General features: G+C 73.0%; 21 protein-coding genes. 14 read left to right on the forward strand and 7 right to left on the reverse strand.

The window, feature by feature from the left end:
- Positions 1 to 36: 36 nt before the first annotated feature.
- On the forward strand, positions 37 to 471 hold the full coding sequence (gene sodX / locus ACFRFC_RS28565) for a nickel-type superoxide dismutase maturation protease (RefSeq protein ID WP_382692912.1): 435 nt from the start codon (positions 37 to 39) through the stop codon (positions 469 to 471).
- Here the strand turns inward: sodX and ACFRFC_RS28570 are convergent.
- Complete coding sequence (locus ACFRFC_RS28570; protein WP_382692911.1) at positions 375 to 1004, reverse strand: CGNR zinc finger domain-containing protein; 630 nt, start codon at positions 1002 to 1004, stop codon at positions 375 to 377. The genes sodX and ACFRFC_RS28570 overlap by 97 nt on opposite strands.
- Positions 1005 to 1116: 112 nt before the next feature.
- On the opposite strand from ACFRFC_RS28570, the gene ACFRFC_RS28575 reads away from it, so the two are divergent.
- Complete coding sequence (locus tag ACFRFC_RS28575; protein WP_382692910.1) at positions 1117 to 1881, forward strand: class I SAM-dependent methyltransferase; 765 nt, start codon at positions 1117 to 1119, stop codon at positions 1879 to 1881.
- An 87-nt stretch (positions 1882 to 1968) separates the two neighbouring features.
- On the opposite strand, the gene ACFRFC_RS28580 is transcribed toward ACFRFC_RS28575, so the two are convergent.
- The 3 genes from ACFRFC_RS28580 to ACFRFC_RS28590 are packed head-to-tail and all read right to left on the reverse strand — an operon-like array spanning position 1969 to position 4684.
- Entirely contained in the window at positions 1969 to 2745 is a 777-nt protein-coding gene (locus ACFRFC_RS28580) for an amino acid ABC transporter ATP-binding protein (RefSeq protein ID WP_382692908.1), read from the reverse strand.
- Positions 2742 to 3683, reverse strand: coding sequence for an amino acid ABC transporter permease (locus tag ACFRFC_RS28585; protein WP_382692906.1), 942 nt, complete (start codon positions 3681 to 3683; stop codon positions 2742 to 2744). The genes ACFRFC_RS28580 and ACFRFC_RS28585 overlap by 4 nt, the downstream gene beginning before the upstream one ends.
- Positions 3684 to 3718: 35 nt before the next feature.
- Entirely contained in the window at positions 3719 to 4684 is a 966-nt protein-coding gene (locus ACFRFC_RS28590; RefSeq protein ID WP_382692905.1) for an ABC transporter substrate-binding protein, read from the reverse strand.
- Between the two features lie 603 nt (positions 4685 to 5287).
- On the opposite strand from ACFRFC_RS28590, the gene ACFRFC_RS28595 reads away from it, so the two are divergent.
- The 4 genes from ACFRFC_RS28595 (at position 5288) to ACFRFC_RS28610 (ending at position 8788) form a co-directional block, all read left to right on the forward strand.
- Entirely contained in the window at positions 5288 to 6520 is a 1233-nt protein-coding gene (locus tag ACFRFC_RS28595) for an NADP-dependent malic enzyme (protein WP_382692903.1), read from the forward strand.
- Between the two features lie 391 nt (positions 6521 to 6911).
- Complete coding sequence (locus ACFRFC_RS28600) at positions 6912 to 7877, forward strand: zinc-binding dehydrogenase (protein ID WP_382692901.1); 966 nt, start codon at positions 6912 to 6914, stop codon at positions 7875 to 7877.
- A gap of 132 nt (positions 7878 to 8009) precedes the next feature.
- A complete protein-coding gene (locus ACFRFC_RS28605; RefSeq protein WP_382692900.1) occupies positions 8010 to 8219 on the forward strand; it encodes a helix-turn-helix domain-containing protein in 210 nt (69 codons plus the stop codon).
- A complete protein-coding gene (locus ACFRFC_RS28610; protein ID WP_382692940.1) occupies positions 8219 to 8788 on the forward strand; it encodes a Clp protease N-terminal domain-containing protein in 570 nt (189 codons plus the stop codon). Before ACFRFC_RS28605 ends, ACFRFC_RS28610 begins: the two co-directional genes overlap by 1 nt.
- A 58-nt stretch (positions 8789 to 8846) precedes the next feature.
- Here ACFRFC_RS28610 and ACFRFC_RS28615 read toward each other — a convergent pair whose 3' ends face one another.
- Complete coding sequence (locus ACFRFC_RS28615) at positions 8847 to 9947, reverse strand: helix-turn-helix transcriptional regulator (protein WP_382692899.1); 1101 nt, start codon at positions 9945 to 9947, stop codon at positions 8847 to 8849.
- Between the two features lies 1 nt (position 9948).
- Positions 9949 to 11094 (reverse strand): DUF4097 domain-containing protein, encoded by a 1146-nt coding sequence (locus ACFRFC_RS28620; protein WP_382692897.1) that lies wholly within the window; start codon positions 11092 to 11094, stop codon positions 9949 to 9951.
- 357 nt (positions 11095 to 11451) lie between these two features.
- Here ACFRFC_RS28620 and ACFRFC_RS28625 point away from each other — a divergent pair, with 357 nt between their 5' ends.
- Positions 11452 to 12300, forward strand: coding sequence for a hypothetical protein (locus tag ACFRFC_RS28625; protein ID WP_382692895.1), 849 nt, complete (start codon positions 11452 to 11454; stop codon positions 12298 to 12300).
- A gap of 115 nt (positions 12301 to 12415) precedes the next feature.
- Here the strand turns inward: ACFRFC_RS28625 and ACFRFC_RS28630 are convergent, their stop codons facing one another.
- The gene (locus tag ACFRFC_RS28630; RefSeq protein ID WP_366832645.1) at positions 12416 to 12595 is read right to left on the reverse strand and encodes a DUF6104 family protein; all 180 of its coding nucleotides are present in this window, start codon (positions 12593 to 12595) and stop codon (positions 12416 to 12418) included.
- 141 nt (positions 12596 to 12736) lie between these two features.
- Here ACFRFC_RS28630 and ACFRFC_RS28635 point away from each other — a divergent pair, with 141 nt between their 5' ends.
- The 7 genes from ACFRFC_RS28635 (at position 12737) to fxsT (ending at position 25237) form a co-directional block, all read left to right on the forward strand.
- Entirely contained in the window at positions 12737 to 13753 is a 1017-nt protein-coding gene (locus tag ACFRFC_RS28635) for a CU044_2847 family protein (protein ID WP_383112664.1), read from the forward strand.
- Positions 13746 to 15734: a trypsin-like peptidase domain-containing protein gene (locus ACFRFC_RS28640; RefSeq protein WP_382692890.1), complete on the forward strand. Its 1989-nt coding sequence runs from the start codon at positions 13746 to 13748 to the stop codon at positions 15732 to 15734. Before ACFRFC_RS28635 ends, ACFRFC_RS28640 begins: the two co-directional genes overlap by 8 nt.
- 193 nt (positions 15735 to 15927) lie before the next feature.
- Entirely contained in the window at positions 15928 to 17181 is a 1254-nt protein-coding gene (locus ACFRFC_RS28645) for an AAA family ATPase (protein ID WP_382692889.1), read from the forward strand.
- A gap of 7 nt (positions 17182 to 17188) precedes the next feature.
- The gene (locus tag ACFRFC_RS28650) at positions 17189 to 20464 is read left to right on the forward strand and encodes an SAV_2336 N-terminal domain-related protein (RefSeq protein WP_382692887.1); all 3276 of its coding nucleotides are present in this window, start codon (positions 17189 to 17191) and stop codon (positions 20462 to 20464) included.
- Positions 20465 to 20831: 367 nt separating this feature from the next.
- Entirely contained in the window at positions 20832 to 21053 is a 222-nt protein-coding gene (locus ACFRFC_RS28655; RefSeq protein WP_382692885.1) for a hypothetical protein, read from the forward strand.
- A complete protein-coding gene (locus ACFRFC_RS28660) occupies positions 21050 to 22201 on the forward strand; it encodes an FxsB family cyclophane-forming radical SAM/SPASM peptide maturase (RefSeq protein ID WP_382692883.1) in 1152 nt (383 codons plus the stop codon). Before ACFRFC_RS28655 ends, ACFRFC_RS28660 begins: the two co-directional genes overlap by 4 nt.
- 57 nt (positions 22202 to 22258) lie before the next feature.
- Entirely contained in the window at positions 22259 to 25237 is a 2979-nt protein-coding gene (gene fxsT / locus ACFRFC_RS28665; protein WP_382692881.1) for an FxSxx-COOH system tetratricopeptide repeat protein, read from the forward strand.
- Positions 25238 to 25337 lie beyond the last annotated feature (100 nt).

Here is a 25337-nt window from a genome sequence, read left to right on the forward strand (position 1 = left end):
GAGACTGGTGGAGGATCGGACCGGGGAGGTGCCGGGATGCCGGAACTGTCGCAGGAGGGCGAGCGCCGGGGGGTTGTGCTGCCCTTCGGGCTGGCCGAGGTGACCGGGCCGTCGATGGTGCCCACGCTGCGTCACGGGGACCGTCTCGTGGTGCACTACGGCGCCCGGATCAGGGTCGGTGACGTGATCGTGCTGCGGCATCCGTTCCAGCAGGACCTGCTGGTCGTCAAGCGGGCCGCCGAGCGGCGCGAGGGCGGGTGGTGGGTGCTGGGGGACAACGCGTTCGCCGGGGGGGACAGCACGGACTACGGGGTCGTCCCGGAGGAACTGGTGCTGGGGCGGGTCCGGTTTCGGTACCGGCCGTTCCCCGCCGGTCAGCGGGCGCCGTTCGCGGTGCTGCGCTGGGGGGTGTCGGCGGCCCGGCCCGTCTTGTCCGTCCGGTCGGCCTCCAGGCGTTTGCGGGCCCGGTAGGCGGCGACGTTCGCCCGCGTGGCGCAGCGGTCGGAGCAGTAGCGGCGGGAGCGGTTGGTGGAGGTGTCGAGGTAGGCGTTGCGGCACGGGGACGCCTCGCACAGGCCGAGCCGGTCCACACCGTGCTCGGTGAGATGGAAGGCCAGGCCCATCGCCGCGATGGCCGCGTACCCCGCCGTCGCGTTCGACGGATGGTCGGCCAGATGCATGTGCCACAGGGGGCGGCCGTCGTCGTCGCGGATGTCGTGCCCGGAGATCTGCGGGCTCACCGGGAACTCCAGCAGGAGCGAGTTCAGCAGGTCGACCGAGAGGGTCTCGTCGCCCGCGTCCGCCGCCTCGAAGACCGCGCGGAGCCTGGCGCGGACCGCCCTGAAGCGCGTCACGTCCGCGTCCGTGGCCCGGCGGGCCGCCGACTGATTGGCCCCGAACAGCTCGCGCACGGCCTCCACCGAGGTCAGCGTGTCCTTGCCGCGCTCCGGTTCCTCGCTGTTCACGAGCCGCACCGCGTAATCCGAGTAATAGGCCAGTTCCACTTGTAGTCCTTACGGAGGGGCTTTATTGTCGTGATGCGGTCGGGGTAATGGCCGGTCGTGCAGTCAGGGTATTACCAGGGTATTGCGTACGCGTATGCGACGGAGGGCATCGATGACGGACATCACCGCGGCCGGGACCGACTGGCAGGGCTGGCAGCACAGCTGGGACCGCCAGCAGGAGTGGTACATGCCCGACCGCGAGGAGCGCTTCCGGGTCATGCTCGACATGGTCGAGGCCACCGTCGGCCGCACCCCCCGCGTCCTCGACCTCGCCTGCGGCACCGGCTCCATCACCGCCCGCCTCCTCGACCGTTTCCCCGGCGCGGTCAGCACCGGCATCGACCTCGACCCGGCCCTGCTCGCCATCGCCGAGGGCACCTTCGCCGACGACGGCCGGGTCACCTTCGTCACCGCCGACCTGAAGGACCCGCACTGGCCCTCCACCCTGCCGTACGACTCCTACGACGCCGTCCTGACCGCCACCGCCCTGCACTGGCTGCGCAGGGAGCCGCTGGCGGCTCTCTACGGTCAGGTGGCGAAGCTGGTCCGCGACGGCGGCGTATACCTGAACGCCGATCACATGATCGACGAGACCACCCCCCGGATCAACGCCGCCGAGCGCGCGCTGCGCCACGAGCGCATGGAACAGGCCAAGAACGACGGGGCCGTCGACTGGGCCGCATGGTGGCAGCTCGCCGCCCAGGACCCGGTCCTCGCCGCGCCCACCGCCCGCCGCTTCGAGATCTACGGTGACCACGCCGACGGCGACATGCCCTCCGCCGCCTGGCACGCCCGGGTACTGCGCGAGGCCGGGTTCGGTGAGGCGCGCGCGGTGTGGTGCTCGCCCTCGGACACGCTGCTGCTCGCCCTCAAGTAGGGCCCCCGACTCTGGGTGACGAAGGGGCGGTACGGAGATTCCCGTACCGCCCCTTCGTCGGCCTGCCCTCAGGTCGTCGTACGTCGCTCAGAGCACCTTCGACAGGAAGGCCTTCGTCCGTTCGTGCTGGGGGTCGGTCAGGACGTCCCTCGGGTTGCCGGACTCCACGACCACGCCGCCGTCCATGAAGACCAGGCTGTCGCCGACCTCGCGGGCGAAGCCCATCTCATGGGTGACGACGATCATCGTCATGCCGGACTCGGCCAGATCGCGCATGACGTCGAGGACGTCACCGACCAGCTCCGGGTCCAGGGCCGAGGTCGGCTCGTCGAACAGCATCAGCTTGGGGTCCATGGCCAGCGCGCGGGCGATGGCGACCCGCTGCTGCTGGCCGCCGGAGAGCTGCGAGGGGTAGCTCCTGGCCTTGTCGGCGAGCCCCACCCGCTCCAGGAGCTGCATCGCGCGCTCCCGGGCCTGGTTCCTGGCGACGCCCTTGACCTGCACCGGGGCCTCGATGATGTTCTCGACCGTGGTCATGTGCGGGAACAGGTTGAAGCGCTGGAAGACCATGCCGATGTCCCGGCGCTTGAGCGCGACCTCGCTGTCCTTCAGCTCGTAGAGCTTGTCGCCCTTCTGCCGGTAGCCGACCAGCTCGCCGTCGACGTACAGCCGCCCGGCGTTGATCTGCTCCAGGTGGTTGATGCAGCGCAGGAAGGTGGACTTGCCCGAGCCGGACGGGCCGATCAGGCAGAACACCTCACCGGCCGCCACCTCCAGGTCGATGCCCTTGAGCACCTCGACGGGGCCGAAGGACTTGTGCACGCCCTCGGACTTCACCATGGGTACACCGGACTCGCGTGTCATGCCGTGGCTCCCTTCGGGCGGCCGAACGAGAACAGCTGCGTCCTGACCTTCTGCCACGGGGTCGGCGGCAGCCGGCGGCTGGAGCCACGCGCGTAGTACCGCTCCAGGTAGTACTGGCCGACGCTGAAGACCGAGGTCATCAGCAGGTACCAGGCCGCGGCGAGGAAGAGCATCTCGGCGGGGGCGCCGGAGGTCTGGCCGATGTCCTGGGCGACCCGGAACAACTCGGAGTACTGGACGACCGACACCAGCGAGGTCGTCTTCAGCATGTTGATGACCTCGTTGCCGGTCGGCGGCACGATCACCCGCATCGCCTGCGGGATCACGATCCGGCGCAGGGTCTTGGCCTGGCTCATGCCCAGCGCGTGCGACGCCTCCGTCTGGCCCTCGTCCACCGCGAGCAGACCGGCGCGGCAGATCTCCGCCATGTACGCGGCCTCGTTCAGGCCGAGGCCCAGCAGCGCGGTCAGGAACGGGGTCATGAAGTCCGACCACTCGTCCCGGTAGAACGGGCCGAGGTTGATGAACTCGAAGACCAGGCCCAGGTTGAACCAGACCACCAGCTGCACCAGGACCGGGGTGCCCCGGAAGAACCAGATGTAGAACCAGGCGATGGACGAGGTCACCGGGTTCTTCGACAGCCGCATGACGGCGAGCAGGATGCCGCCGACGATGCCGATCGTCATGGACAGCACGGTCAGCAGCAGGGTCTTGCCGACCCCGCCGAGGATCCGGTCGTCGAAGAAGTAGTCCGGGATCGCGCCCCAGTTGATCCTGCCCTGGGAGAACGCGTAGACGATGGAGCCCAGCAGGGCGAGAGCCACGACGGCCGCGAGATAGCGTCCGTAGTGGCGGACCGGGATGGCCTTGATGGCTCCCGGTCCGGCCGGCGGGGTGTGTCCCGCCGGGCCGTCCTTCTTGTCGATGTCAACAGTCACGCGTGGTGCCTTTCAGTGCCCGCCCGCGCCCGCGGTCACTTGCCGCCGTTGATGGTGGCGGTGGTGACGGCGCCGTCGGTGACGCCCCACTTCTCCAGGATCTTCGCGTACTCGCCGTTGGCGATCACCGCGTCCAGGGCCGCCTTGAGCGCGTCGCGCAGTTCGGTGTCGTCCTTGGCGACCGCGATGCCGTACGGTGCCGCCTCGACCTGCTCGCCGACCAGCTCGAAGTCCTCGCCGCCGCCGGAGGTCTGCACGGCGTACGCGGCGACCGGGAAGTCGGAGGAACCGGCGTCGGCGCCGCCCGCGCGCAGCCGGGTCTGGGCCTGCTGGTCGTTGTCGAACGCCTCGATGGTGAGCTTCTGGTCCGCCGGGCACTTCTCGGCCTCGGCCTTGGCGAGGTCGTCGGAGACCGTGCCGCGCTGCACCACGATCGTCTTGCCGCACAGGTCGGCCCAGGTCTTGATGCCCTGGTCGTCGCCCTTCTCGGTGTAGATCGAGACGCCCGCGGTGAAGTAGTCGACGAAGTCGACGCCCTCGCCGACCTGCTCGCCGGTGTCGGAGTCGACGCCGTCCTGGCGGTCCTTGGTGTCGGTCATCGCGGACATGGCGATGTCGTAGCGCTGGGAGCGCAGACCGGTGATCAGGGTGTCGAAGGTGCCGTTCTCGAACTCGAACGTGACCCCGAGCTGCTTGCCCATCGCCGCGGCGATGTCCGGGTCGATACCGACCGTCTTGCCCGCCTCGTCCTTGAATTCGACCGGCGCGTACGCGATGTCCGAACCGACCTTGATCACGCCCGCGTCGCGGATCTCCTGGGGCAGCTGGTCGGCCAGCGGAGCCGCCGACGTGGAGGCGGCGTCGGAGCTGTCCGAACCGCCGCCGCTCTCCGTCTGGTCACCGCAACCGGTGAGCAGCAGGGCGCCTGCGACCGCGATCGAGCCGACCGCGGCCAGCCGCGAGCGGGTGGCGGTCGTACGACGGATGGTGCTTGCGGTCATGGTGGATTCCTCCGGCGGGTGGAGAGAGTGGAGAGAGCTGCCGACGGGGCCGGATCAACACACGTCTTCGAGTGTCGCGACCCTGTGTGATGACGGCATCTTGCCATTCGGACGGAGGCGTGCAGGGGGGCAGTCATGTCAAAATCGGATAACGGGCCACCCGCGAACCGCACCACTCCGGTACATCACGGCCGGACCTTCTCCAGAAAACGGTGCTTCTGACCGGAAGATCTCCGGTGAGGCTCGTCGTGGGGGCGGCTGGTGTGGCCTGTTTGCTGACGAATGCGTGTTCGACGAGGATTTCGTCTGTCCTTGTGTCGATATTCGCGGATGTGTCGCCGTGCGGGTGCCGGGGCGCCGGGCCGGTGGCCCGTGATCTTCGCGTGATGCGTGTGACCTTCGCGTTATGGACTCGTCCGCGACGCCGGTCGTCAGGTATGAAGGTTCTTTACACCCCTCATCCGGGGCACAGGGCGCGTGTGCGGCGTGCCCGTCGTGCACGCCCGTCGGCATCACAGCATCCACAGGTCGTGCACGGTCCCGCCCGCCTCTTGGACCAGAGGCGGCCACCCTCAACCATGAACATCTAAGGGGTCAGACAACGTGGCAGCGGAGATCGTCAATCCTCGCGGCGCCGGCACGGGCACGGATCGCGGAGCCGGGGAGTCCCTCGGTTCGCTCGATTCCATCGATCCGGCGTTCGCGCTGCACCGTGGCGGCAAGATGGCCGTGCAGGCCACCGTGCCGGTGCGTGACAAGGACGACCTGTCCCTCGCATACACACCCGGCGTCGCGAAGGTGTGCAGCGCGATCGCCGAGCAGCCGGACCTGGTGAACGACTACACCTGGAAGTCCTCGGTCGTCGCCGTCGTCACCGACGGCACGGCCGTGCTCGGCCTCGGGGACATCGGTCCCGAGGCGTCCCTCCCGGTGATGGAGGGCAAGGCGATCCTGTTCAAGCAGTTCGGCGGCGTCGACGCCGTTCCGATCGCGCTGGCCTGCACGGGCGTGGACGAGATCGTGGAGACCGTGGTGCGGCTCGCGCCGTCCTTCGGCGGCGTGAACCTGGAGGACATCTCGGCGCCGCGGTGCTTCGAGATCGAGCGCAAGCTCCAGGAGCGGCTCGACATCCCCGTCTTCCATGACGACCAGCACGGTACGGCGGTCGTGACGCTGGCGGCGCTGCGCAACGCTGCGCGGCTGAGCGGGAAGGCGCTGGGGGAGCTGCGGGCGGTGATCTCCGGCGCCGGTGCGGCCGGGGTCGCCATCGCCAGGATCCTGATCGACGCCGGGATCGGGGACGTGGCGGTGACCGACCGCCGCGGTGTCGTCTCGGCCGACCGGGACGACCTCACGCCGGTCAAGCGGGAGCTTGCGTCCTTCACCAACAAGGCCGGCCTGAGCGGGTCGCTGGAGGGGGCGCTCGCGGGCGCCGACGTCTTCATCGGCGTCTCCGGCGGTACGGTGCCGGAGGCGGCGGTCGCCTCCATGGCGCCGGGCTCGTTCGTGTTCGCCATGGCCAACCCGGATCCCGAGGTGCATCCCGACGTCGCGCACAAGTACGCGGCCGTGGTCGCCACCGGGCGCTCCGACTTCCCGAACCAGATCAACAACGTCCTCGCCTTTCCCGGGATCTTCGCGGGGGCCCTTCAGGTGCGGGCCTCCCGGATCACGGAGGGGATGAAGCTGGCGGCGGCGGAGGCCCTCGCGGGGGTGGTCGGTGACGATCTGTCGGCGGCTTATGTGATCCCCTCCCCGTTCGATGAGCGGGTTGCTCCTGCGGTCACCTCGGCGGTGGCTGCGGCGGCTCGGGCGGATGGGGTTGCGCGACGTTAGCGCTGCGCTGGCCTGAGCTGGTGTTTGGGGCCCCGTCTGTTTGGGCGGGGCCTTTTTCTTTGCCCACCCGCCCACCCGTGCGGGTTTGTTTGACGGGGGGCGTCGGCCCAGGGGGTGGGGGGTGACGGGGTGGTGGGGGTGGTGCGGGTGGGGGGTGGCTGGTCGCGCAGTTCCCCGCGCCCCTGGGGGCGGGCGGTTACCGGTGTCCACGGGGGGCGCGGAGTTGCCCGTGTCCTGGGGACGGGCAGTTGCCGGCGTCCACGGGGGGCGCGGAGTTGCTCGCGTCCCTAGAGGCAGGGCGTTGTTCCCGCCGTCTGTTTGTTGGCAAGGGGGGATGCGTCACAGGGTGGGCTTGTTCCTTGGGGTGGGTGGGCGGCCTATCGTCGGCGGCATGTTCGCTGTCTACGCCGCCCGTATCGACCGTGACCGACCGCTCGACGGACTTGAACTGGGGGAGCGGCCCGCCCCCGAGGTCCCTCCCGGCTGGACCGTCGTCGATGTCAGGGCCGCCTCCCTCAACCATCACGACCTCTGGTCCCTGCGCGGCGTCGGGCTCCCGGAGGACCGGCTGCCGATGATCCTCGGCTGCGATGCCGCCGGGGTCGACCAGGACGGCAACGAGGTCGTGCTGCACTCCGTCATCGGCCAGACCGGACACGGCGTCGGCCCCAAGGAGCCCCGCTCCATCCTCACCGAGCGCTACCAGGGCACCTTCGCCGAGCAGGTCGCCGTACCCGTCTGGAACGTCCTGCCCAAGCCCCGGGAACTCTCCTTCGAGGAGGCCGCCTGTCTCCCCACCGCCTGGCTCACCGCCTACCGGATGCTCTTCACCAACGCCGGTGTACGGCCCGGTGACTCGGTCCTCGTCCAGGGCGCCGGGGGCGGGGTCGCCACCGCCGCCATCGTGCTCGGCAAGGCCGCCGGGCTGCGGATCTTCGCCACCAGCCGTGATGAGGGCAAACGCAAGCGGGCCCTGGAACTCGGCGCCGTCGAAGCGGTCGAGCCGGGGGCGCGGCTGTCGCAGCGCGTCGACGCCGTGATCGAGACCGTCGGCGCCGCCACCTGGTCGCACTCCATCAAGTCCCTGCGGCCCGGCGGCACCCTTGTCATCTCCGGCGCCACCAGCGGCGACCGGCCCTCGCACGCCGAACTCACCCGGGTGTTCTTCCTGGAGCTGAAGATCGTCGGCTCCACCATGGGCACCAAGGACGAGCTTGAGGACCTGCTCTCCTTCTGTGCCGCCACGGGGGTCCGGCCCGTCATCGACCAGGTGCTGCCGCTGGACCGGGCGCGGGAAGGGTTCGAGCGGATGGAGTCCGGTGGGCTGTTCGGGAAGATCGTGCTGGGGCATCGGTAATGCCGGTGGTTGGTTGATCGCGGAGGCGGGTGAGTGGGTGGGGCTGGGATGTCCGTCCGTCCGCCCGCCTTTCTTGCGCCCTTCGCGTCAACTGTGGTTGACGTTCGAGAGGTGTCAATGTAGGTTGACGTCATGACCGAAGCAACGGATCTCGCTCAACGCGCCGGTGACCGCGACCCGCGGGTCGGGTTGCGGGCCGTCGCCGCGCTGCGCCGGCTGCTGGAGCAGTTGGAGGCGGTGCAGGTGCGCAGCGCGCGCAATCAAGGGTGGTCGTGGCAGGAGATCGCCGCGGAACTCGGGGTCAGCAGGCAGGCCGTGCACAAGAAGTACGGGAGGCGATGATGTTCGAACGGTTCACCAAGGATGCCCGCGAGGTCGTCACGGGCGCGGTCGACGAGGCCGAGCGAGCGGGCTCCGGCACCGTCGATACCGAGCATCTGCTGCTGGCCCTTGCCGACGGGCCCGGCGGCAAGGGTTCCTTCGCGCTCGCCGCCCTCGGACTCCGTGACGGCGGCGACGCCATCAAGGCGGCTCTCACCGACGCCCGCCGCCGGGCCGGGCTGTCCAAGGCCGAGGCCGACGCTCTCGCCGGGCTCGGAATCGATGTCACCGAGGTCGTCTCCCGTGTCGAGGAGGTGCACGGCGTCGGCGCGATGTCCGGTGACCGCCAGGACAAGAGCTGGTGGCGCGGTCACCGCTCCTTCAGCCGCGCCGCCAAGGACGTCCTCGAACAGTCCCTCCACATCGCCCTCGCCCGCCGCGAACGCCGGATCGGCGACGAGCACATCCTGCTCGCCCTGACGAGCGGTCGCGGCGTTGTCTCCGAGGTCCTCGCCGACCATGGGGTGACCTATGAGTCGGTGGTACGGGTGCTCGGCGACGGGGGTGGGGGCGTGGCTAAGGCGGGGTGAGGTGGGAGGGGTGAGGGGGAGTGGTGAGGGGGGAGGCGGACTCTCCCCCCACGCACCCCTATACCTTCGGCTCCCGCAGCAGTGCCCCGATGTGGGCCGCCGCCGTCGACAGATGGCGGCGGGCGTCGCGGAGCTGGTCGCCGGTCACCCCGTGGTCGCGGGCCGTGTCGCGGATGTCGTCGCGGAAGCGGTCCAGCAGACGGTCGAGGTCGCGGGCCGGGTCGCCGGACGGTGACTCATGGGCCCAGGACGGCTCATAGTCGACGGGGATGTCCTCCGGGGCCTTCTCGTACGTCGGCTCATGCTCCGGCTCGTGCTCCGACTCCGTACGCGAGGACGGCTTTCCGGTGGTCCGGCCGAAGCCGAAGTCGCGGCCCAGGTCCTTGCCGAACTCCTTGCCGAAGTCTTTTCCGAAGTCCCCGAACTCCTTCGCCAGTTCCGTGATCCCCTCGCGGACGCCCGTCGGCCAGTCGCCCCGCGTGAAGTGGTCCTGGACCTGCTCCTGCACCCGGCGGGCGATGCGCTGGACCTCCTCCGACGCCTGCGCCCGGGCCCGGTCCTGGGCCTCCTTGGCCTGGCGCCTGGCCCGCTGGGCCTCCTCGCGGGCCCGTCGGCTCTCGTCCTTCGCGCGCCGCGCCTGTTCCTTCCACTCCTGCTTGACGCGCCGCATCTCCTCCTTCGCCGCGCGCCACGCCTCCTTCTCCGCGAAGTCCCCGATGTGCTCCCCGAAATCGCCGGTGCCCGCACCGCCGTCGCCGCCGCCCCCCGTGCGCCGGGCCTCGCTCGCCGCCGCCTGCATCTCGCGGCGCAGCTCCCCCGCCGCGCCGCGTACGTCGGCCCGGATCTCGGCGGCCAGCTCCACCACGGACTCCCGGATCTCCAGCTCCAGATCGGCGAGTTCACCACTGCGGTCGGCCAGTTCGGCGCGGCCCGCGTCCGTGATGGCGTACACCTTCCGGCCGCCCTCGGTGGTGTGGGTGACCAGGCCCTCGGCCTCCAGCTTGGCCAGTCGCGGATAGACCGTGCCCGCCGACGGCGCGTACAGGCCCTGGAACCGCTCCTCCAGGAGGCGGATCACCTCGTAGCCATGGCGCGGGGCCTCGTCGAGCAGCTTCAGCAGATAGAGCCGGAGCCGGCCGTGTGCGAAGACGGGGGGCATGTCAGAGCACCTTCTTGTCAGTCGTGCCGTCCGTCGGACCGGCGCTGTCGCCGGTGTCCGGGCCGGAAGCGGCATTCTCCCTCGGACGGTCCCCCGATGTTTCCCCCGATGGCTGTTCCGATGTGGATTCCGATGCGGACTCCGATGTGGCTTCTGGTGTGGCGTCTGGTGTGGCTTCCGGTGTCCGGTCCGCCGTGTTTTCCGTGTTCCCCGAGTTCCCCGCGTCCCCCTTGTCCTCCGGGTTCTCCGTCTGGCGCGGCTCCGGCCGTTGTCGCTCCGTGGCTCGCGGCTCCTCCGGGGCGATCACCGCTTCCAGCGGGTCCAGGTCCCACGGCTCTTCCTCCGTCGCCGGGCGGCGCAGCAGGGCGATGGAGCCGGAGACCGTCGTGGCCTTCAGCCGGCCGTTGCCCGCGCCGAGCCGGCCGGTGATCCGCTTGGCGCCCCACTGGCCGCCCACCCGCAGATCCTCGAAGGCGTTGGAGACATGGCCGCTCGCCGTGTTGGCCTCCACCTCGGCGTCGGCCGGGTGCGGCAGCCGGATGGCGATCTCGCCGGAGACGCTGGTGAGGTTGATGTCCGTCGGGCGGCCCGCCGGGTCCAGGTCGACGATCATCGAGCCGCTCACCGACTCCGCCTTCACCGACGAGCCCGCCTCGACGACCGTGAGGTCCCCCGACACCGAGTTGAAGCGCAGGTCGCCGCTGAGCGCCTGGGCGTCCAGGCTTCCCGAGACCGTGTCGGCGCGCACCTGGCCCGCGAGGCCGACCAGTGTGGTGTCCCCGGAGATGCCCTTCACCTCGGCGCGGCCCTCAACGCCCGACAGCATGGCGTTGGCGCTCACGACGCCCACCTCGACGCGGGTGCGCACCGGCACCGCCAGGGAGATGACGGCGCTGCGCCGCCAGCCCTTGCGGTCGAGCCACTTGAGGAAGCCCTTCCAGGGCAGGTCCTCGTACGCCACCGTGAGGGTGCCGTCCCGCTGGGTGACCATCAGGGGCGGGCCCTCGATCTCGGAGATCTCCAGGCGGGGGGAACTCTCGTCCGTCCCCACCACGTTCACCGTGCCGTTGACTATGCGTACCTGTAGCTCGCTCACGGGCTCGTCGAAGGTGAGCTTCCTCGGCTCCGCGACGGACCACTCGGACATGGTGCAGACCTCCCGACAGACAACAACCCGACAGACAACAACCCGACGGACGACATCCCGACGGACGACATCCCGACCGGCGGCACGCCCTCCAGCAGCAGGCCGATCAGTCGACACGCGCCATATCGCGTCTTCCAGGAAACACGATATATCGCGGACCTGGAAAGTCAAGACAGTCGTGGATGTGTGCCGCCGAGTGCACTCGATCCGGTGACTGTGGGTAGCCGACGTCGGTGATTGCGGGTGGGTGGCCGATAGTCAGCGGCCAGCGGCCAGCCCGTCGGTGGTCGGTGGTCGGTGGTCGCAAGGTGGTCGTCGAGTCCGCCTAATCGGACAAATTGCCCTAGCGTGTGAACCATGCCGTCGGAAGACCTGACGCCGGGCCCCCGCCCCGGCACCCCCGCCCCCGGCGCCCTGCTGCTCTGCCGCGCCCCGGCCGACTCCGTCGCCCCCGTGGCCCATCTCCTGCCCGAGCCCATGCTGCTCACCTCCGCGGGCGAGGAGTGGAGCGTGCTGGTCCCCGAGGGCAGGCCCTGGGCCGACGACGGCGAACCCGTCGACCGGGTGGCCACCGGCTGGGCCACCGCGCTGGGCGTCGGCGCCCCCTGGTCCGTACTCGCGCTGTGGTGGGACCCGGACCGCGCCGGTTACGCCCTCGCCTCCGGCTTCCGCCGCCCCGTCGGCTACGTCTGGCTCGCCGACGGCACCCCGGCCGGTGAGGACGAGGCCATGCGTACCTTCGCCGCGCGCCTGGGCCTGGACCCCGTACTGGACGCGCAGTCCCTCGACCGGCTGGCCGAGCCCGACCCCGCGGCCGACGCCCGCGCCCGGCTGCTCGGTCTGCTGGCGGTGCTGTCCCGCGTGGGCGTCGACCTCCCCGCCGGTCTCGCCCCCGGCACCGCCACCGCCGACCTGCACGCGGCGCTCCGGGACCGGTCCGGCGTACGGCGGATCGACCGCTCCACCCTGCGCGAGACGGCCCGTACGGAACTGGAGGCCATCGAGGACAGCCGCCTGGGCCCCTATCTGCCCTGGTCAGGCCGTCCCGAGGCCCGCATCCTCGCCCTCGCCCAGATCGCCGCCGGCCTCCCGCTCGCCGTCCGGGGCCTACGCCGCCACAGCCCCGGCTGGCTCACCGCGGGCGCCCTCCTGCTGGCCCATGGCGCGCTGGGCCTCGCGTACGACCTGGCGCGACCCCGCGACTGACGCCGTTCCCGCGACCGCCCCACCCACACCGAAGCGGGCGCCCCGAAACGGACGCCCGCAGACCGAAACACCCGGCGCCTCCCCGGCGCCGACCCTCCCCTGTTTCCCCGCTCGCCTACTCGTCCTCCTCGTCGTCCAACCGCGCCAGCCATGTCGCCAGCCGCTCCACGGGCACCTCGAAGTCCGGGTTGAGATCCACGAACGTACGCAATTGCTCGGCGAGCCACTCGAAGGTGAACTCCTCCTCGCCGCGCCGCTTCTCCAGTTCTTCGATGCCTCGGTCGGTGAAGTACATGCCTTCAGAATATGCGCCACTTGGCCGGTTACCGGTCTGCCTGCGCAACCGTGCGGAGGGCTAGCCTCGACGCAGTTCGAAAGCCCCTGGCCGGACGCGCGTCGGGCCGGGGCGAGCGGAGCCGCACAGGGCGGGGGAGCCATGGACGAGACGCTGCGCGAGATCACGCTGCCCGGAGGCCAGACGGTACTGGCCCGGGTCACACCGACGAGAGGACCGGCGAAACCCGGCGGATACGGGTCCGACGACCGCGACATCGGGGTGGGCCGCGCCGCCGTGGCCAAACTGGAACAGCTCGGCGAGCTGATCCAGGGCGTCGGCCAGTCGGTGCTGGACGCCGCGCGTTCGGCGCGGCCGGACGAGGCGACGATCACCTTCGGCGTGGAGATCGTGGCGAAGCCGGGCAAGGCCGTCGCCGTACTCGCCGACGGGGAGGCCAAGACGTCCCTCCAGGTCAGCCTGGTGTGGAAGCTCGACGAGCGCCGCGCGCGCTCCGCCGCCGACCCGTCCACCGGGCCGTCCCCGGAAGGCGCCGACCCGTCGACCCGGCCGTCCGGTGGAGGGCTCGCCGACCCGTCCGCCGAGCCCTCCACCGGCCCCGCCGCCCCGGACGCCTCCACCGGGGCCACTGTCGGGTCCGGCACGGGGTCCTCTCCGGGGTCCAACGCCGGGTCCGGTACGGGGTCCCCTCTCGGATCCGGTCCGGGGTCCTCCGTCGGGTCCCTTACGGGGTCCACCTCCGGGCCGGCCACCGCAGCCGCCGCCGGGCCAGTCACCGAACCCGGCACGGGGTCCACCGCCGCATCCGGCACGGGATCCCCCGGGTCCGGCACCTGGTCCATCGCCGGACCAGCCACCGCGCGCACCTCCGCGCCAGCCACCGCACTCGACACGGAATCCACCACCGGACCCACCACCGGACCAACTCCCGGATCCAGCACCGGACCCACCCCCCGACCCACCACCGGACCAGCCCCCGGATCCGCCACCGGACCCACCCCCCGACCCACCACCGGACCAGCCCCCGGATCCAGCACCACCCCCACCCCCCGACCAGCCCCCAGATCCGCCCCCACCCCCACCACCGTCACCACCGCGCCCACCTCCATCTCCACCCCCACCCCCACCACCGTCACCACCCCCTCCGCGGATGCCTGACAGGCAAGACCCCCGGCTCAGGACCCTCATCGAGAACGCCACGGTGCACTTCCACTCGGCGCGGTCCGGCGCCGGTGAGATGTGGGGGAGTGGCTTCCTCGTCGCGCCGGGCTGGGCGCTGACCTGCGCGCATGTGCTGCTCGGCCGGGTCGGGGAGGCGGGCGAGGACGAGTTCCGGGTGCGGGGGCCGGGGCTGCACGACGGACGGCCCGTCGCCGCCCGGCTGGAGGCCAGTCTGTACGAGGGTGACATCGGCGCCGAGCCGGACGACTGGACCGTGCTGCCCGTCGAGCAGGATCTGGCGCTGGTCAGGCTCACCGACCCCGCGGTGCGCCACGAGTGCGTCTGGCTCAGCGACCGCTCCGACCATCCGCTGGGCGAGGACCGGACGGTCTACGGCTACCGGCCCGCCGAGGGCGGCGCCGCCTCCGCCTGGTACGGGCAGGCGACCGTCAGTTCCCAGGACGGGCCCTACGGGCTGCGGCTGGGCCCCAGCAACCTCTTCCCCGAAGGCGTCTCCGGCGGCCCCGTACTGGATTCGGCCACCGGCGCGGTCGTCGCCGTCATCAAGAGCCGCCGCGCCGAGCAGACCGGCGGGCTGTCCCTCGCCGTGTCCCTGATGCGCCGCTTCGAGGACCACTACCCCCGGATCATGGCCGCGCACGACACCTGGCACCACGGCCGCCGCAAGGAGATGCACAACTGGGTCAGCCGCCAGCTGGAACTGCCGGGCGGCGCCACCGGGCGGGAGGGCGACGACTGGTCCCCGGTCGACCGCCGGCAGGCGCTCGCGCTGCTCGCCGAGGTCCCGCCCCCCGACGCCCCGCACACCGTCACCCTGCTGGTCCGCCGGGCCCGCGGCGACGATCCCCCCGGCCGGCCCCATCTCCCCGTCACCTGGCGCGACGGCCACGGCCAGCTCTACGAGGGGGACCAGCCGCAGGGGGCGTACGTCTTCCTGCGCTATCTGCGGCTCGTGCAAATGTTCGTGGAGGCCCGCGACCCCGCGCCCGCCGACCCGGTGCCGGTACGGCGGCTCGGCGACTGGATCGACGAGCGGCTGGCCTGGGTGCCGCCCTCCCTGCACACCAACGTGCGCGACGCCACCCTGCCCGACGGGCTGCTCCCCGCCCGGACCGGGACCGTACCGCCGTACCCCGAGCGCCCCGTCGTCCTGCTGGAGCTGGAGCCGCTGGACGACGACGTCTCCCGGGTCTACTGGACCCTGCGCGTGGACGACGGCGGCGAGGACAGCGACGTACCGCGCGACGGCGACACCACCGGACCCGGCGTCGAGCTGGGCCGGCTGCGGTCGGTGATCGCCCGCCCGCTCGCCGACGCCTTCAAAGCCGTCGACACACCCGAGCTGCCCGCGCCCCTCGAAGTCGCCCTGGATCTACGGCACTTCGACACCCCTGTCCATGAATGGCAGATCTACGACTCGGCGCCCCTGTGGGACACCGCGCGCCAGCAACTGCTCGGTGTGCGCCGTTCTGTGGTGATTCGCGACATCGGGCGCCGGGGAGTTCCGGCCGAATCCTGGGAGCGGCGCTGGTACGGCATGCTCGACGGCCGGCGGCTCACCGCGCGCAACACCGTCTTCGACGGCGGCGGGCCGTACCCGTGCCACTTCGACGACCTCGACCCGGGCGAGATCCCCGTGCAGTGCCGGCGGGCCGGGACCGGGGCCGGGCAGCACGCGATGCGCGGGGCGCTGGACGCCGGACACGGTGTCGCCCTGTGGCACCACGGTGAACACACGGGGCCGCTGTGCGGTCCGGGCTGCGACGAACTGCACCGCTCCACCGCCGGATTCCTCGCCGACGTGACGCACCCCGCTGAACTCCCCGAGCGGCTGCGCCGTATCAGAGAGCACATCAGCAAGGGCAACGGACGGCACTGGGCCGACAGCGTCGCCGTGCTCTACGACGACCCCCGGCGCCCGCTGCCCGCGGAGGAAGGGGTGTTCGACGCCCCATGAAGCTCATCGGATTTCCCCCGGCGTGTTCCGTGCCGCACGCCGGATCCCGCGTGGCACCGGGACGTCCCTGGCCGAAAATCTGTCGTGCGGGGGGTGTGGATGGGTACGTTTTCAGGGGCCCGCTGTGGGCGCCGCTCGCCCTCGTCGGCCGTGCCGTGCCGTTCCATCGAGCGTCGAGGACGAGGAGCGAACCATGAGCGAGTGGCCCGTCTACCGCGGTGAGGGCGTCCCGGTGCGCGAGCGGATCGAGTCGCTGCCGGAGCCCCCGCGCTGGCGCCGCTTCGACGGCGAACCCCTGGACGATGTCTACGAGGTGCCGCCCCTCGACAGCGCCTCCTCCCGGCGCCTGGGCGACCGCCCGCCGCTGCCGGTCCAGGAGCAGCGGGCCATCGACCTCATCAACGCGGCCCTCTTCCTGCGGCGCCCCCTGCTGGTCACCGGCGACCCCGGCGCGGGCAAGAGCACCCTGGCCCACGCACTGGCCCATGAACTCGACCTCGGCCGGGTGCTGCAATGGCCCATCGTCAGCCGCACCGAACTGCGGTCCGGGCTGTATGAGTACGACGCCATCGGGCGCCTCCAGGACGCCCAGGCGCAGCCCGCCCTGTCTGCCGGGACCGGTGCGATTGCCGGGGCCGGTGGGGCCGGTGGGACCGGTGGGACCGGTGCGATTGCCGGGGCCGGTGGGACCGGCGGGGCCAGTGGGCCCAGTGGGGCCGCCGACACGGCGGACACGGCGTACGCCACCAGCCACCCCCACGCCACCGACCCCACCGACCCCACCGACCCCACTCACCCCGCCGATCCCACCGATCCCACTGCCTCCACCGACCCCACCCACCCCACCCACCCCACCCCCGAGCCCTCCGTAGCCCACTACGTCCGCCTCGGCCCCCTCGGCACCGCGCTGCTGCCCCTGAAACGCCCCCGCGTGCTGCTCATCGACGAGCTGGACAAGAGCGACATAGACCTCCCCAACGACCTGCTGAACGTCATGGAGGAGGGCGAGTTCGTCATCCCCGCGCTGGAGCGCATCGCCGACCGGGCCGGGCAGCGGACCGTGCGGGTCCTCACCGACGACGGCCGGCGGGTGCCGGTCACCGGCGGGCGGGTGCGCTGTCACGCCTTCCCGGTGATCGTGATGACCAGCAACGGCGAGCGCGAGTTCCCGGCCCCGCTGATGCGCCGCTGCATCCATCTCCACCTCGACCCGCCGCGCGGCCAGCGCCTCGCCGCGATGGTGCAGGCCCACTTCGGCGACGGCGCCGACGCCGAGCACCAGGATCTGGTGGAGATGTTCACCAGCGACCGGGGCGGGGCGCCGCGTCCCACGGACCAGTTGCTCAACGCCATCTACCTCACCCAGCGGGTCGCCCCGCCGGGCAGCCCGCGCCGCGCCGAACTCGCCCGGCTCCTGATGGGCTCCTTCGACGCCGGGCCGCGGTAACCGGGCCATGACCGCCGCCGCCTCGCTGGAGTCGCTCGCCCGCCGCCTGCACGAGGCCGGGCTCGCTCCGGACGCCGAGGAACTCGCGGACGCGCTCTGGCTCGCCCGCCACCTTCCCGGTACGGCGACCGGCGCCCCCATGCCCTCCGCCCCCGCCGACCCCTCCGTACCCGCCCCGCCAGGGCCCGCCGGAGCTCCGCCCGCCACACCCCCCGAGGCGTCCCTCGCCGTCCCCGCCGGGCCCCGGGGCGCGGACCGCCGCTTATTGGGCAGCGCGCCAGAGGCGGCGGCCCCCGGCGCCGGACCGGGCGCGCGTTCGGCCGGAGCGGTCGTCTCCGCCCGGGTGCCCACCGCCTCCGTACTGCCCGATCCGCTCGCCCTGCAACGCGCGTTGCGTCCCCTCGGCCGCTACCGGCCGCCCGGCCGGGCCCCCGGCGGGCCCGGCCACGGGCGGGTGGACGAGGAGGCCACCGCCGAGCGGGCCGCGGACACCGGGATCGTGGCCCCCGTACCGTCCCGGGCGCGGCGCCGCGAGGCCCGGCTGCAGCTCGTCATGGACGTCTCCTCCTCCACCGTCGTCTGGCGGGACACCCTCGGCGAACTCCGCCAGGTCTGCGAACGCGCCGGGGCCTTCAGCGAGGTCCGCGTCCACTATCTGCACGAGGGTGCGGGGCACGACGTACGGGTCAGCACCTCGCCCGACCCGGCCGCGCCCACCTCGGGCCCCGGCCTGCTGCGCGACCCCGGCGGACGCCGGCTCACCTTGGTGCTCAGCGACTGCGCCGGACCGCTGTGGCGCGGCGGCCGGATGCAGCGCCAACTGCACGCCTGGGCCTCCTGCGCCCCGCTCGCCGTCCTCCAGCCGCTGCCCCAGCGCATGTGGCGCACCACCCATCTGCCCGCCTTCTCCGGCGAACTGCTGCGCCGCGAAGGCCCCGCCGCCGGACTGGAGTTCCGCTCCGAGCGGGCCGGGCCGCGCCCCGCCGACGCCCTGCCCGTCCCGGTGCTCGCGCTGCGCCCGGCCTCCCTGGGCAACTGGGTGCGCCTGGTCTGCGACGCCACCGCCCAGCGCCTGACCGCCTCCGCCGCCTGGGTCCGCCCCGACCACCCGGCGGCCACCCGGCGCCCGCGCGCCACCCACGACATCGACGCCCGCACCCGGGTACGGGCCTTTCGCCGCACCGCCTCCCAGGACGCCCGGCGGCTCGCCGAGTACCTCGCCACCGTGCCGCTCGCGCTGCCCGTCATGCAGGTCGTGCAGCGCGCGATGCTGCCCGCCAGCGGCCCCGACGCGATGGCGGAGGTGCTGCTCGGCGGACTGCTGCGGCGCAGCGACAGCGTCACGGACGGCGGATACGAGTTCATCGGCGGCGTCCGCGAGGAACTGCTGAGGCATCTGCCGGGCGGCGAGGCCCAGTTGGTGCTGAAGCACAGCTCGCAGTACGTGGAGCGGCAGTACGGGCGCTCGGCGCGGAACTTCCCCGCGCTCGCCGCCGCCTACCTCTCCGGCGCCGCCGGAGCGCCGGGCGGCGCCGAGGACGGCACCGACGGCCAGTTGCTGCGCGCCTTCGCCCGGATCTCCTCCCAGGTCCTCGCCCGCTACGGCCGGGCCCCCACCGCGTCCCCCGGCACCGGCCCCGGCGAACTCGCCGCCCGCGCACACGACCTGCTCGGCCGGTACGCCGGTCAGGGCACCGCCCGCGACCTCGACGAGGGCATCGGGCTGCTGCGCCGGGCGCTGGACGCGGAGCGGCGCGAGGGCGGCCGGCGGGCACTGCGCGGCCGGCTCGCCGAGGCACTGCTGGCCCGCTGGCGGGCGGCGGGCGCGGCCGACAATCTGCGCGAGGCGTACGAGGCGCTGCCCGAGCCCGCCGCGGATGATGGGGCCGGGCTGCTGATGGAGGCGCGGATCCTGCTGCTGATCGCCGCCGACCTGGAGACCTCGGGCCGGGCCGCCGCCGGAGTCCCCGCCGGTCTCGCCCGCGACCTGGGGGAACCGGGCGCGGCCCCGGCGCGACTCGCCCTGCTGGCCTACGAGCGGGTGCTGCGGCGGCTGGCGGACCTGCCGCCGGGCACGGAACCCGCGCTCGCCGACCGCGGCCTCGAACTGCGGGCCGGTGCGGCGCTGTCGGCGGCCTCGCTGATCGCCCGGCACGGACGCGCGGCGCTCGGGCCGGACGAGGGGGATCCGCGCGAGCGGGCGGCCCGGTGGTTCACGGTCGCGGCGGGCCTGGCGACCCAGCACCGGCTGCACGACGAGCGGCCCGGCGCCCGGCTCTTCGAGGCCCGCGCCCTGCTCGCGCTGGCCCGGCACACCGACGCCCGCGCGGGTGACTCCGCCGAGCTGCGCGACCTCGCCTTCCGTACCGCCGAGTCCGCCGAGGCGGCCTTCCGTGACGCGCTGCCCCTGCTGGCGGCCGAGGGCACGGCGGCGCCCGAACTGGCCCGGGTCTGCCTGGACACCGCCGAGGCCCTCGAACTGACCGGGCCCGCCCGCACCGACCCCGGCGTCCGGCGCAGCGTCGTGGACGTCCTCCAGCAGGCACTCGACCACGCGGCCGGGGACGACGCCCTGCGCTCGCTGTGCTTCGACCGGCTCGGCGGCGCCTATCTGACGACCCATGGGCTCACCCGCGCGCCGGAGGACCTGGAGTCCGCCATCTGGTCCTGGTGGCAGGCCGCCGGCGCGCTCCCGCTCGACGACCCGGCCCGGCCCGCCCTGCTGCACCGCCTCGGACTGGCCCTGGGCACGGCCCGGGAGTGGAACGACGCCATACGGGTGCTGCGCATGGCCGTCGACGAGTCCCAGGCCCACGACCCCTCACTCCCCGCGCACCGCGTCGAACTGGGCCAGGCGCTGGTCCGGCGGTTCCTGGACCGGGGCGGGCTGTCCGACCTCCACGAGGCCGACTGGATACTCGGCACCGCCGCCCGCGAGAGCGACGACGGCCTTCTCGCCGCCCGCGCCTGGCGGCTGCGCGCCGACGCCGCCCGCCGCCTCGCCGAGCGCACCGGCGCCCGCTCCGACCTGGAGGACGTCCCCGAGCACCTGCTGCGGGCCGCGGAACTCTACCGGGACCTGTCCCTCCCGGCGGCCGAGGCCCGGGTACGCGTCGAACGCGCCACCGCCCTGACCCGGGCCGCCGCCCCCGCCCGAGCGGCGGCGGAGTACCGCACGGCCCTGAGCCTCTACACCTCCGCGGGCCTGACGGACTCCCAGGAGGCGTCCGACGCCCGCGCACTGCTGGACTCGGTGGACTGGGACGGGTGGGGTGCGGGGTGAGGGGCGCTTCGGCGAGCGGGGGTGGTGCCGGGCGCGTCGGCCGCTGCCGGTGCGAGTGCGGGGATGGGCGTTGCCGGACGGCGTACGCGGGTGGCGGGACGACCGGGTCGCGGCGACGCGGGCGCCGGGCGAACACCGGGGCGGCGGCTGCGGTCGGGGCGGGACGGGCGCGGGATCCGGCGGCTCGCCCAGGGCGCTGGGCGGCGGACGTGGCCGGGGCGGTCCGGGCCCGGCGTGTGGGACCCCGGAGGTGGGGCGTGAAGGCCGGCGTGCGGGGCGGGGTCGGCGCGGGCGGTCCGGTGGTGGGGGCCGGTGGTGCGGTACGGGAGTTGGCGGGGGTCTTGGGGCGGGACGGCGGGAGTGTGGGATGACGGAGTCCGACGGGGGCCGGGACACGGCGCTGCCCGCTTTCGAGCGGCCGGTGGGCTGTGTGCATCCCGTCATCGCCGAGGTGCTGGCCGAGCTGCGGGCGCGGGAGAGCAGGGGCGAGCCCGACTTCGCCTACTTCCGGGACTCGCCGGACCCGCCGCCTCCGCAGCCGCCGCCTCCGCAACCGCAGCCGCCGCCGCGGCCCGGGGGGCGTTCATGAGCGGGGACGGGTTCCGGCAGTTCGTGCTCAAGGTGCACAGCCGGTGCAATCTGGCCTGCACCTACTGCTACATCTACACCGGGCCCGACCAGAGCTGGCGGGAGCGGCCCGTCAGGGTGGGGGACGACGTCGTACGGCGTACCGCCGCGCGGATCGGTGAGCATGTGGCCGCGCACCGGATCCGGGCCGTGCGGGTCGATCTGCACGGCGGGGAGCCGCTGCTGACGGGGCCAGGACCGGTCGTCGGATACGCCGACGCCGTGCGGGACGCCGTGCCGGCGGGGACGGTGGTGACGGCCACCGTGCAGACCAACGGGACGCTGCTCACCCCCGGCGCCCTCGACCGGCTCGCCGACGCCGGGATCCACATCGGCCTCAGCCTCGACGGCGGCACCGCCGCCCTCAACGCGCGTCGCGTCGACCACGCGGGCCGCCCGTCCTGGGCCGCCGCACAGCGCGCCGCGCTGCTGCTCGCCGGGCGGCGGCCGGACGCGTACGCCGGGATCCTGTGCACCGTCGACCCGGCCACCGACCCGGCCGAGGTGTACCGCACGCTGTGCGGCCTCGGGCCGCCCTCGCTGGACTTCCTGCTGCCGCACCTGCACTGGGGCGGCCGCCCGCCCGGCCGGCACCGGCCCGCCCCGGCCCCGTACGGCGAGTGGCTGGCCACCGTCTTCGACCTCTGGTGGGACGACCCGGGCCACGCGCGGCCCCGGGTGCGGCTGTTCAGCGAGATCGTGGCGCTGCTGCTCGGCGGCGCCTCCCGGACCGACGCGATCGGCCTGTCCCCGATCACCGCCGTCGTCGTCGAGACGGACGGCACCCTCGAACGCGTCGACTCCCTCAAGGCGGCCTTCGAGGGCGCCCCCGTCACCGGCCTCGACGTCTTCCGGCACTCCTTCGACGAGGCCCTGCGCCACCCCCGGATCGCCGCCCTGCGCGCCGGACTCGACGCCCTGGGCGAGGTCTGCCGCAGCTGCCCCGTGGTGCGGGTCTGCGGCGGCGGCACCTACGCCCACCGCTACGCCCCTCCCACCGGCCACTTCCGCCACCCGAGTGTGCACTGCGCCGACCTGGAGCACATCATCCGGCACGCGGCGCGCAGGATCGGCGAGCAGCTCTCCGTATCGTCAACGAGTCTGGTCTAACGTGGAGTTGACTCAGCGCGGCGCGGCGCTCGGCCACGCCGGAAGGAGACCCTCCGCATGTCCTCTCCGTCCCCACAGCGTGTCACGGTCGTCTACGCGGGACAGTCCTGGTCCTGGGCGACGTGGATCGAGCACCGGCTGGCGCATGCCGGGGTGGTGCCGGAGTCCGTGCGCTGGGACCCCCTGCGCACGGCACCCGCACCCGAGCGGCTGACCGAACTGCTGGAGAAACCCGGCCTGGTCCTGCTCCTCATCGACGACTGGTTCCTCCGCTTCGACGACACCCGCCGACTGGCCTGGGCCTCCGTACTGGACCGGGTGATGCCCGCCTACGGCCCCCGGATCGCCGCCGCCTCCCTGACCGCCAGCAGCCTCCCCGAGGCCGCCGAGCGGCTCGGCCGGGTGGTCCAGCTGCGTGGCCTGGACGCCGACCGCGCCGCCGCCGTACTGCTCGAAGCACTGGGCGTCACCCCGCCCACCGGCGGCCCCGTCACCCTCGACCGGATGCGCGGCCCCCGCTTCCCCGACGATGCCCCCGCCTTCCACAACGCCCCCCGCCACCTGCGCGACTTCACCGGCCGTGAGCGCGTCCTGGAGACCATGCACCGCGCGTTCACCGAGGGCGGCGAGGGCACCCGCATCGCCCTGCGCGGCCCCGGCGGCATCGGCAAGACCCAGACGGCCACCGAGTACGTCCACCGCTACAAGGGCGAGTACGACATCGTCTGGTGGGTCCGCGCCACCGTACGGCCCCGCGCCCGCGACGACTTCGCGCGCCTCGCCGACCGGCTGGGCGTCGAGGCGGACACCGGGGACGCGCTGCCCCGCCGGATCGAGGCCGCCAAACGCGCCCTGGGCGAGCGCACCCGCTGGCTGGTCGTCCTCGACGGCGCCGACGACCCCACGGACGTGGAGACCCTGCTCCCCGACGCGTCCACCGGGCACATCCTGGTCACCACCCTGCGCCGGCAGTGGCACCGCTGGGTGGACCGGGAGATCGAGGTGCCGCCCTTCGAGCGCGAGGAGTCCGTCGACTTCGCCTGCCGGCGCAGCGCCCGGCTCAGCCCCGGACAGGCCGACCGGCTGGCCGCCGTCGTCGAGGACTCCCCGCTGCTGATGGACCAGACCGCCGCCTGGGTGGAGCTGAACCCCACCGCCGACATCGAGGACTACATCACCACCCTGCGCGACGGCGACCCGCACGCCGTGCCCGTGGTCTCCTCCGACGAGTACCGCAAGGAGTTCCGCGCCGCCTGGGCACAGACCGTCAACTCCCTGCGCGAGAGCCACCCCAACGCCTACGACCTGCTCTCCCTGTTCGCCTTCTTCTCCCCCGACGTGATCCCGCTCGGCCTGGTCCAGTCGGCCCGCGCCGGCGATCTGCCCGGCCATCTCGTCTCCCTGGTCACCGAGCCCAGCAGCTGGAACACCGCCCTGCGGGTGCTGTCCGAGGCCGCCTCGATGAGCCTGGAGTACGAGCAGGGCCCGATGGACACCCAGACCGTCGGCACCCTGCGCATGCACCGCCTCTTCCACCGCTTCGCCCGCAACCACCTGGGCCCCGAGGAGGCCCGGCAGGCCGCCGAGACCGCCCGCCGGGTCCTGGTCGCCGCCGACCCGCGCCGCCCCGGCGACCGTCTGCACTGGCCGCGCTACGCCGACGTGATCCCGCATCTGGAACCCACCGGCGCGCTCGACTCCACCGACCTCGACGTCCGCGTGCTCGTCCTGAACTGCATCGAATACCTGCGGGTGCGCGGCGAGTACGAGGAGGGCCGCCGGCTCAGCGAGGCCGCCGTCAGATCCTGGACCACCGCCTCCGGCCCCACCGACCCCTCGGTGCTCCGGGCCGTCCACCAGCTCGCCAACATGGAGCGCCGCCTCGGCCGCTACACCGAGGCCGAACGCACCGGCCGGGCCGTCCTGGAACGGATCGTCGCCAGCCCCGACCACAGCCCCGTCCAGGAACTGCGCGCCAAGAACGGCCTCGGCGGCACCCTGATGACCCTGGGCCGCTACGAACAGGCCCGGGCCCTGTACGAGGAGGCCCTGGAACAGGCCACCACCGTCCTCGGCGACCGCGAGGTGCCGCGCACCCTCGACATCCGCAGCAACCTCGCCATCGCGCTCCGCCTGCTGGGCCGCTACGAGGAGTCCCTGGTCCTGCACCGGGAGGTGCTGGAGGCATGGATCGCGCTGAGTGGCGGACGCGACCCGGCGACCCTCGACGCCGCCCTCGGCACCGCCTGGACCCTGCGCCTGCTCGGCCGCTACGGCGAGGCCCTCGACATCCAGGAGCTGAACTTCCGCCGCCGCACCGAGGTCTACGGCCGCAACCACGGCCAGACCCTGCTGGCCCAGCACAACCTCGCGCTGTGCCTGCGCCGCGAGGGCGCGACCCTGCGGTCCCGGTCGCTGATGCGCGAGGCCCACGAGCGGATGCTGCGCCGGCACGGCCCCGACCACCCGGAGATCCTGATGCTGGGCTCCGACTACGCCATGCTGCTGCGCGAGATCGGCGAGCTGGAGGAGGCCCGCGACCTCATCGAGACGACCCACGCGAGCTATGCCGCCCTGCTCGGCGGCGGCCACCCGTACGTGGTGGGGACGCTGGACAACTGCGCCCTCGTCCAGGGCGACCAGGGCGAGTACGACGCCGCCCTGATCCGGGCGGAACGGGCGCGGGCCGGGATGGAGCGGGCGCTGAGCACCTCCCACGTCTGGTCCATCGGCTGCGCCATGAACCACGCCACCGCGCTGTCGCACACCGGGAAACTGGAGCGGGCGGTGGCCCTGGGCCGGGACGCCCTGGCCCGCGCCCGTACGGTGGTCGGCGCCGCCCATGTCCTTACCCTCAACCTCGCGGCCGGACTGGCCCAGGATCTCGACACCGCCGGGGAGCGGGCACAGGCCGAGGCCGTGCGCGAGCAGGCGGTACAGGGGCTGACGGAGACCTATTTCGCGGAGCACAGCCAGGTGCGGCACATGCTCGCCGGGCGGCGCCCGTACTGGGACTTCGAGCCGCAGGTGATCTGAGCCGCACACCCACGGCGAGCGAAAGGGCCCGGCCCCCGGAGTTGTCCGGGATGCTGTTGGTTAATTCGGGCCTGGTTGCTTCGCCCCGTCGCTATGCGGC

Origin of the sequence: Streptomyces sp. NPDC056734 (assembly GCF_042790455.1) — a bacterium.
GTDB lineage: Bacteria > Actinomycetota > Actinomycetes > Streptomycetales > Streptomycetaceae > Streptomyces.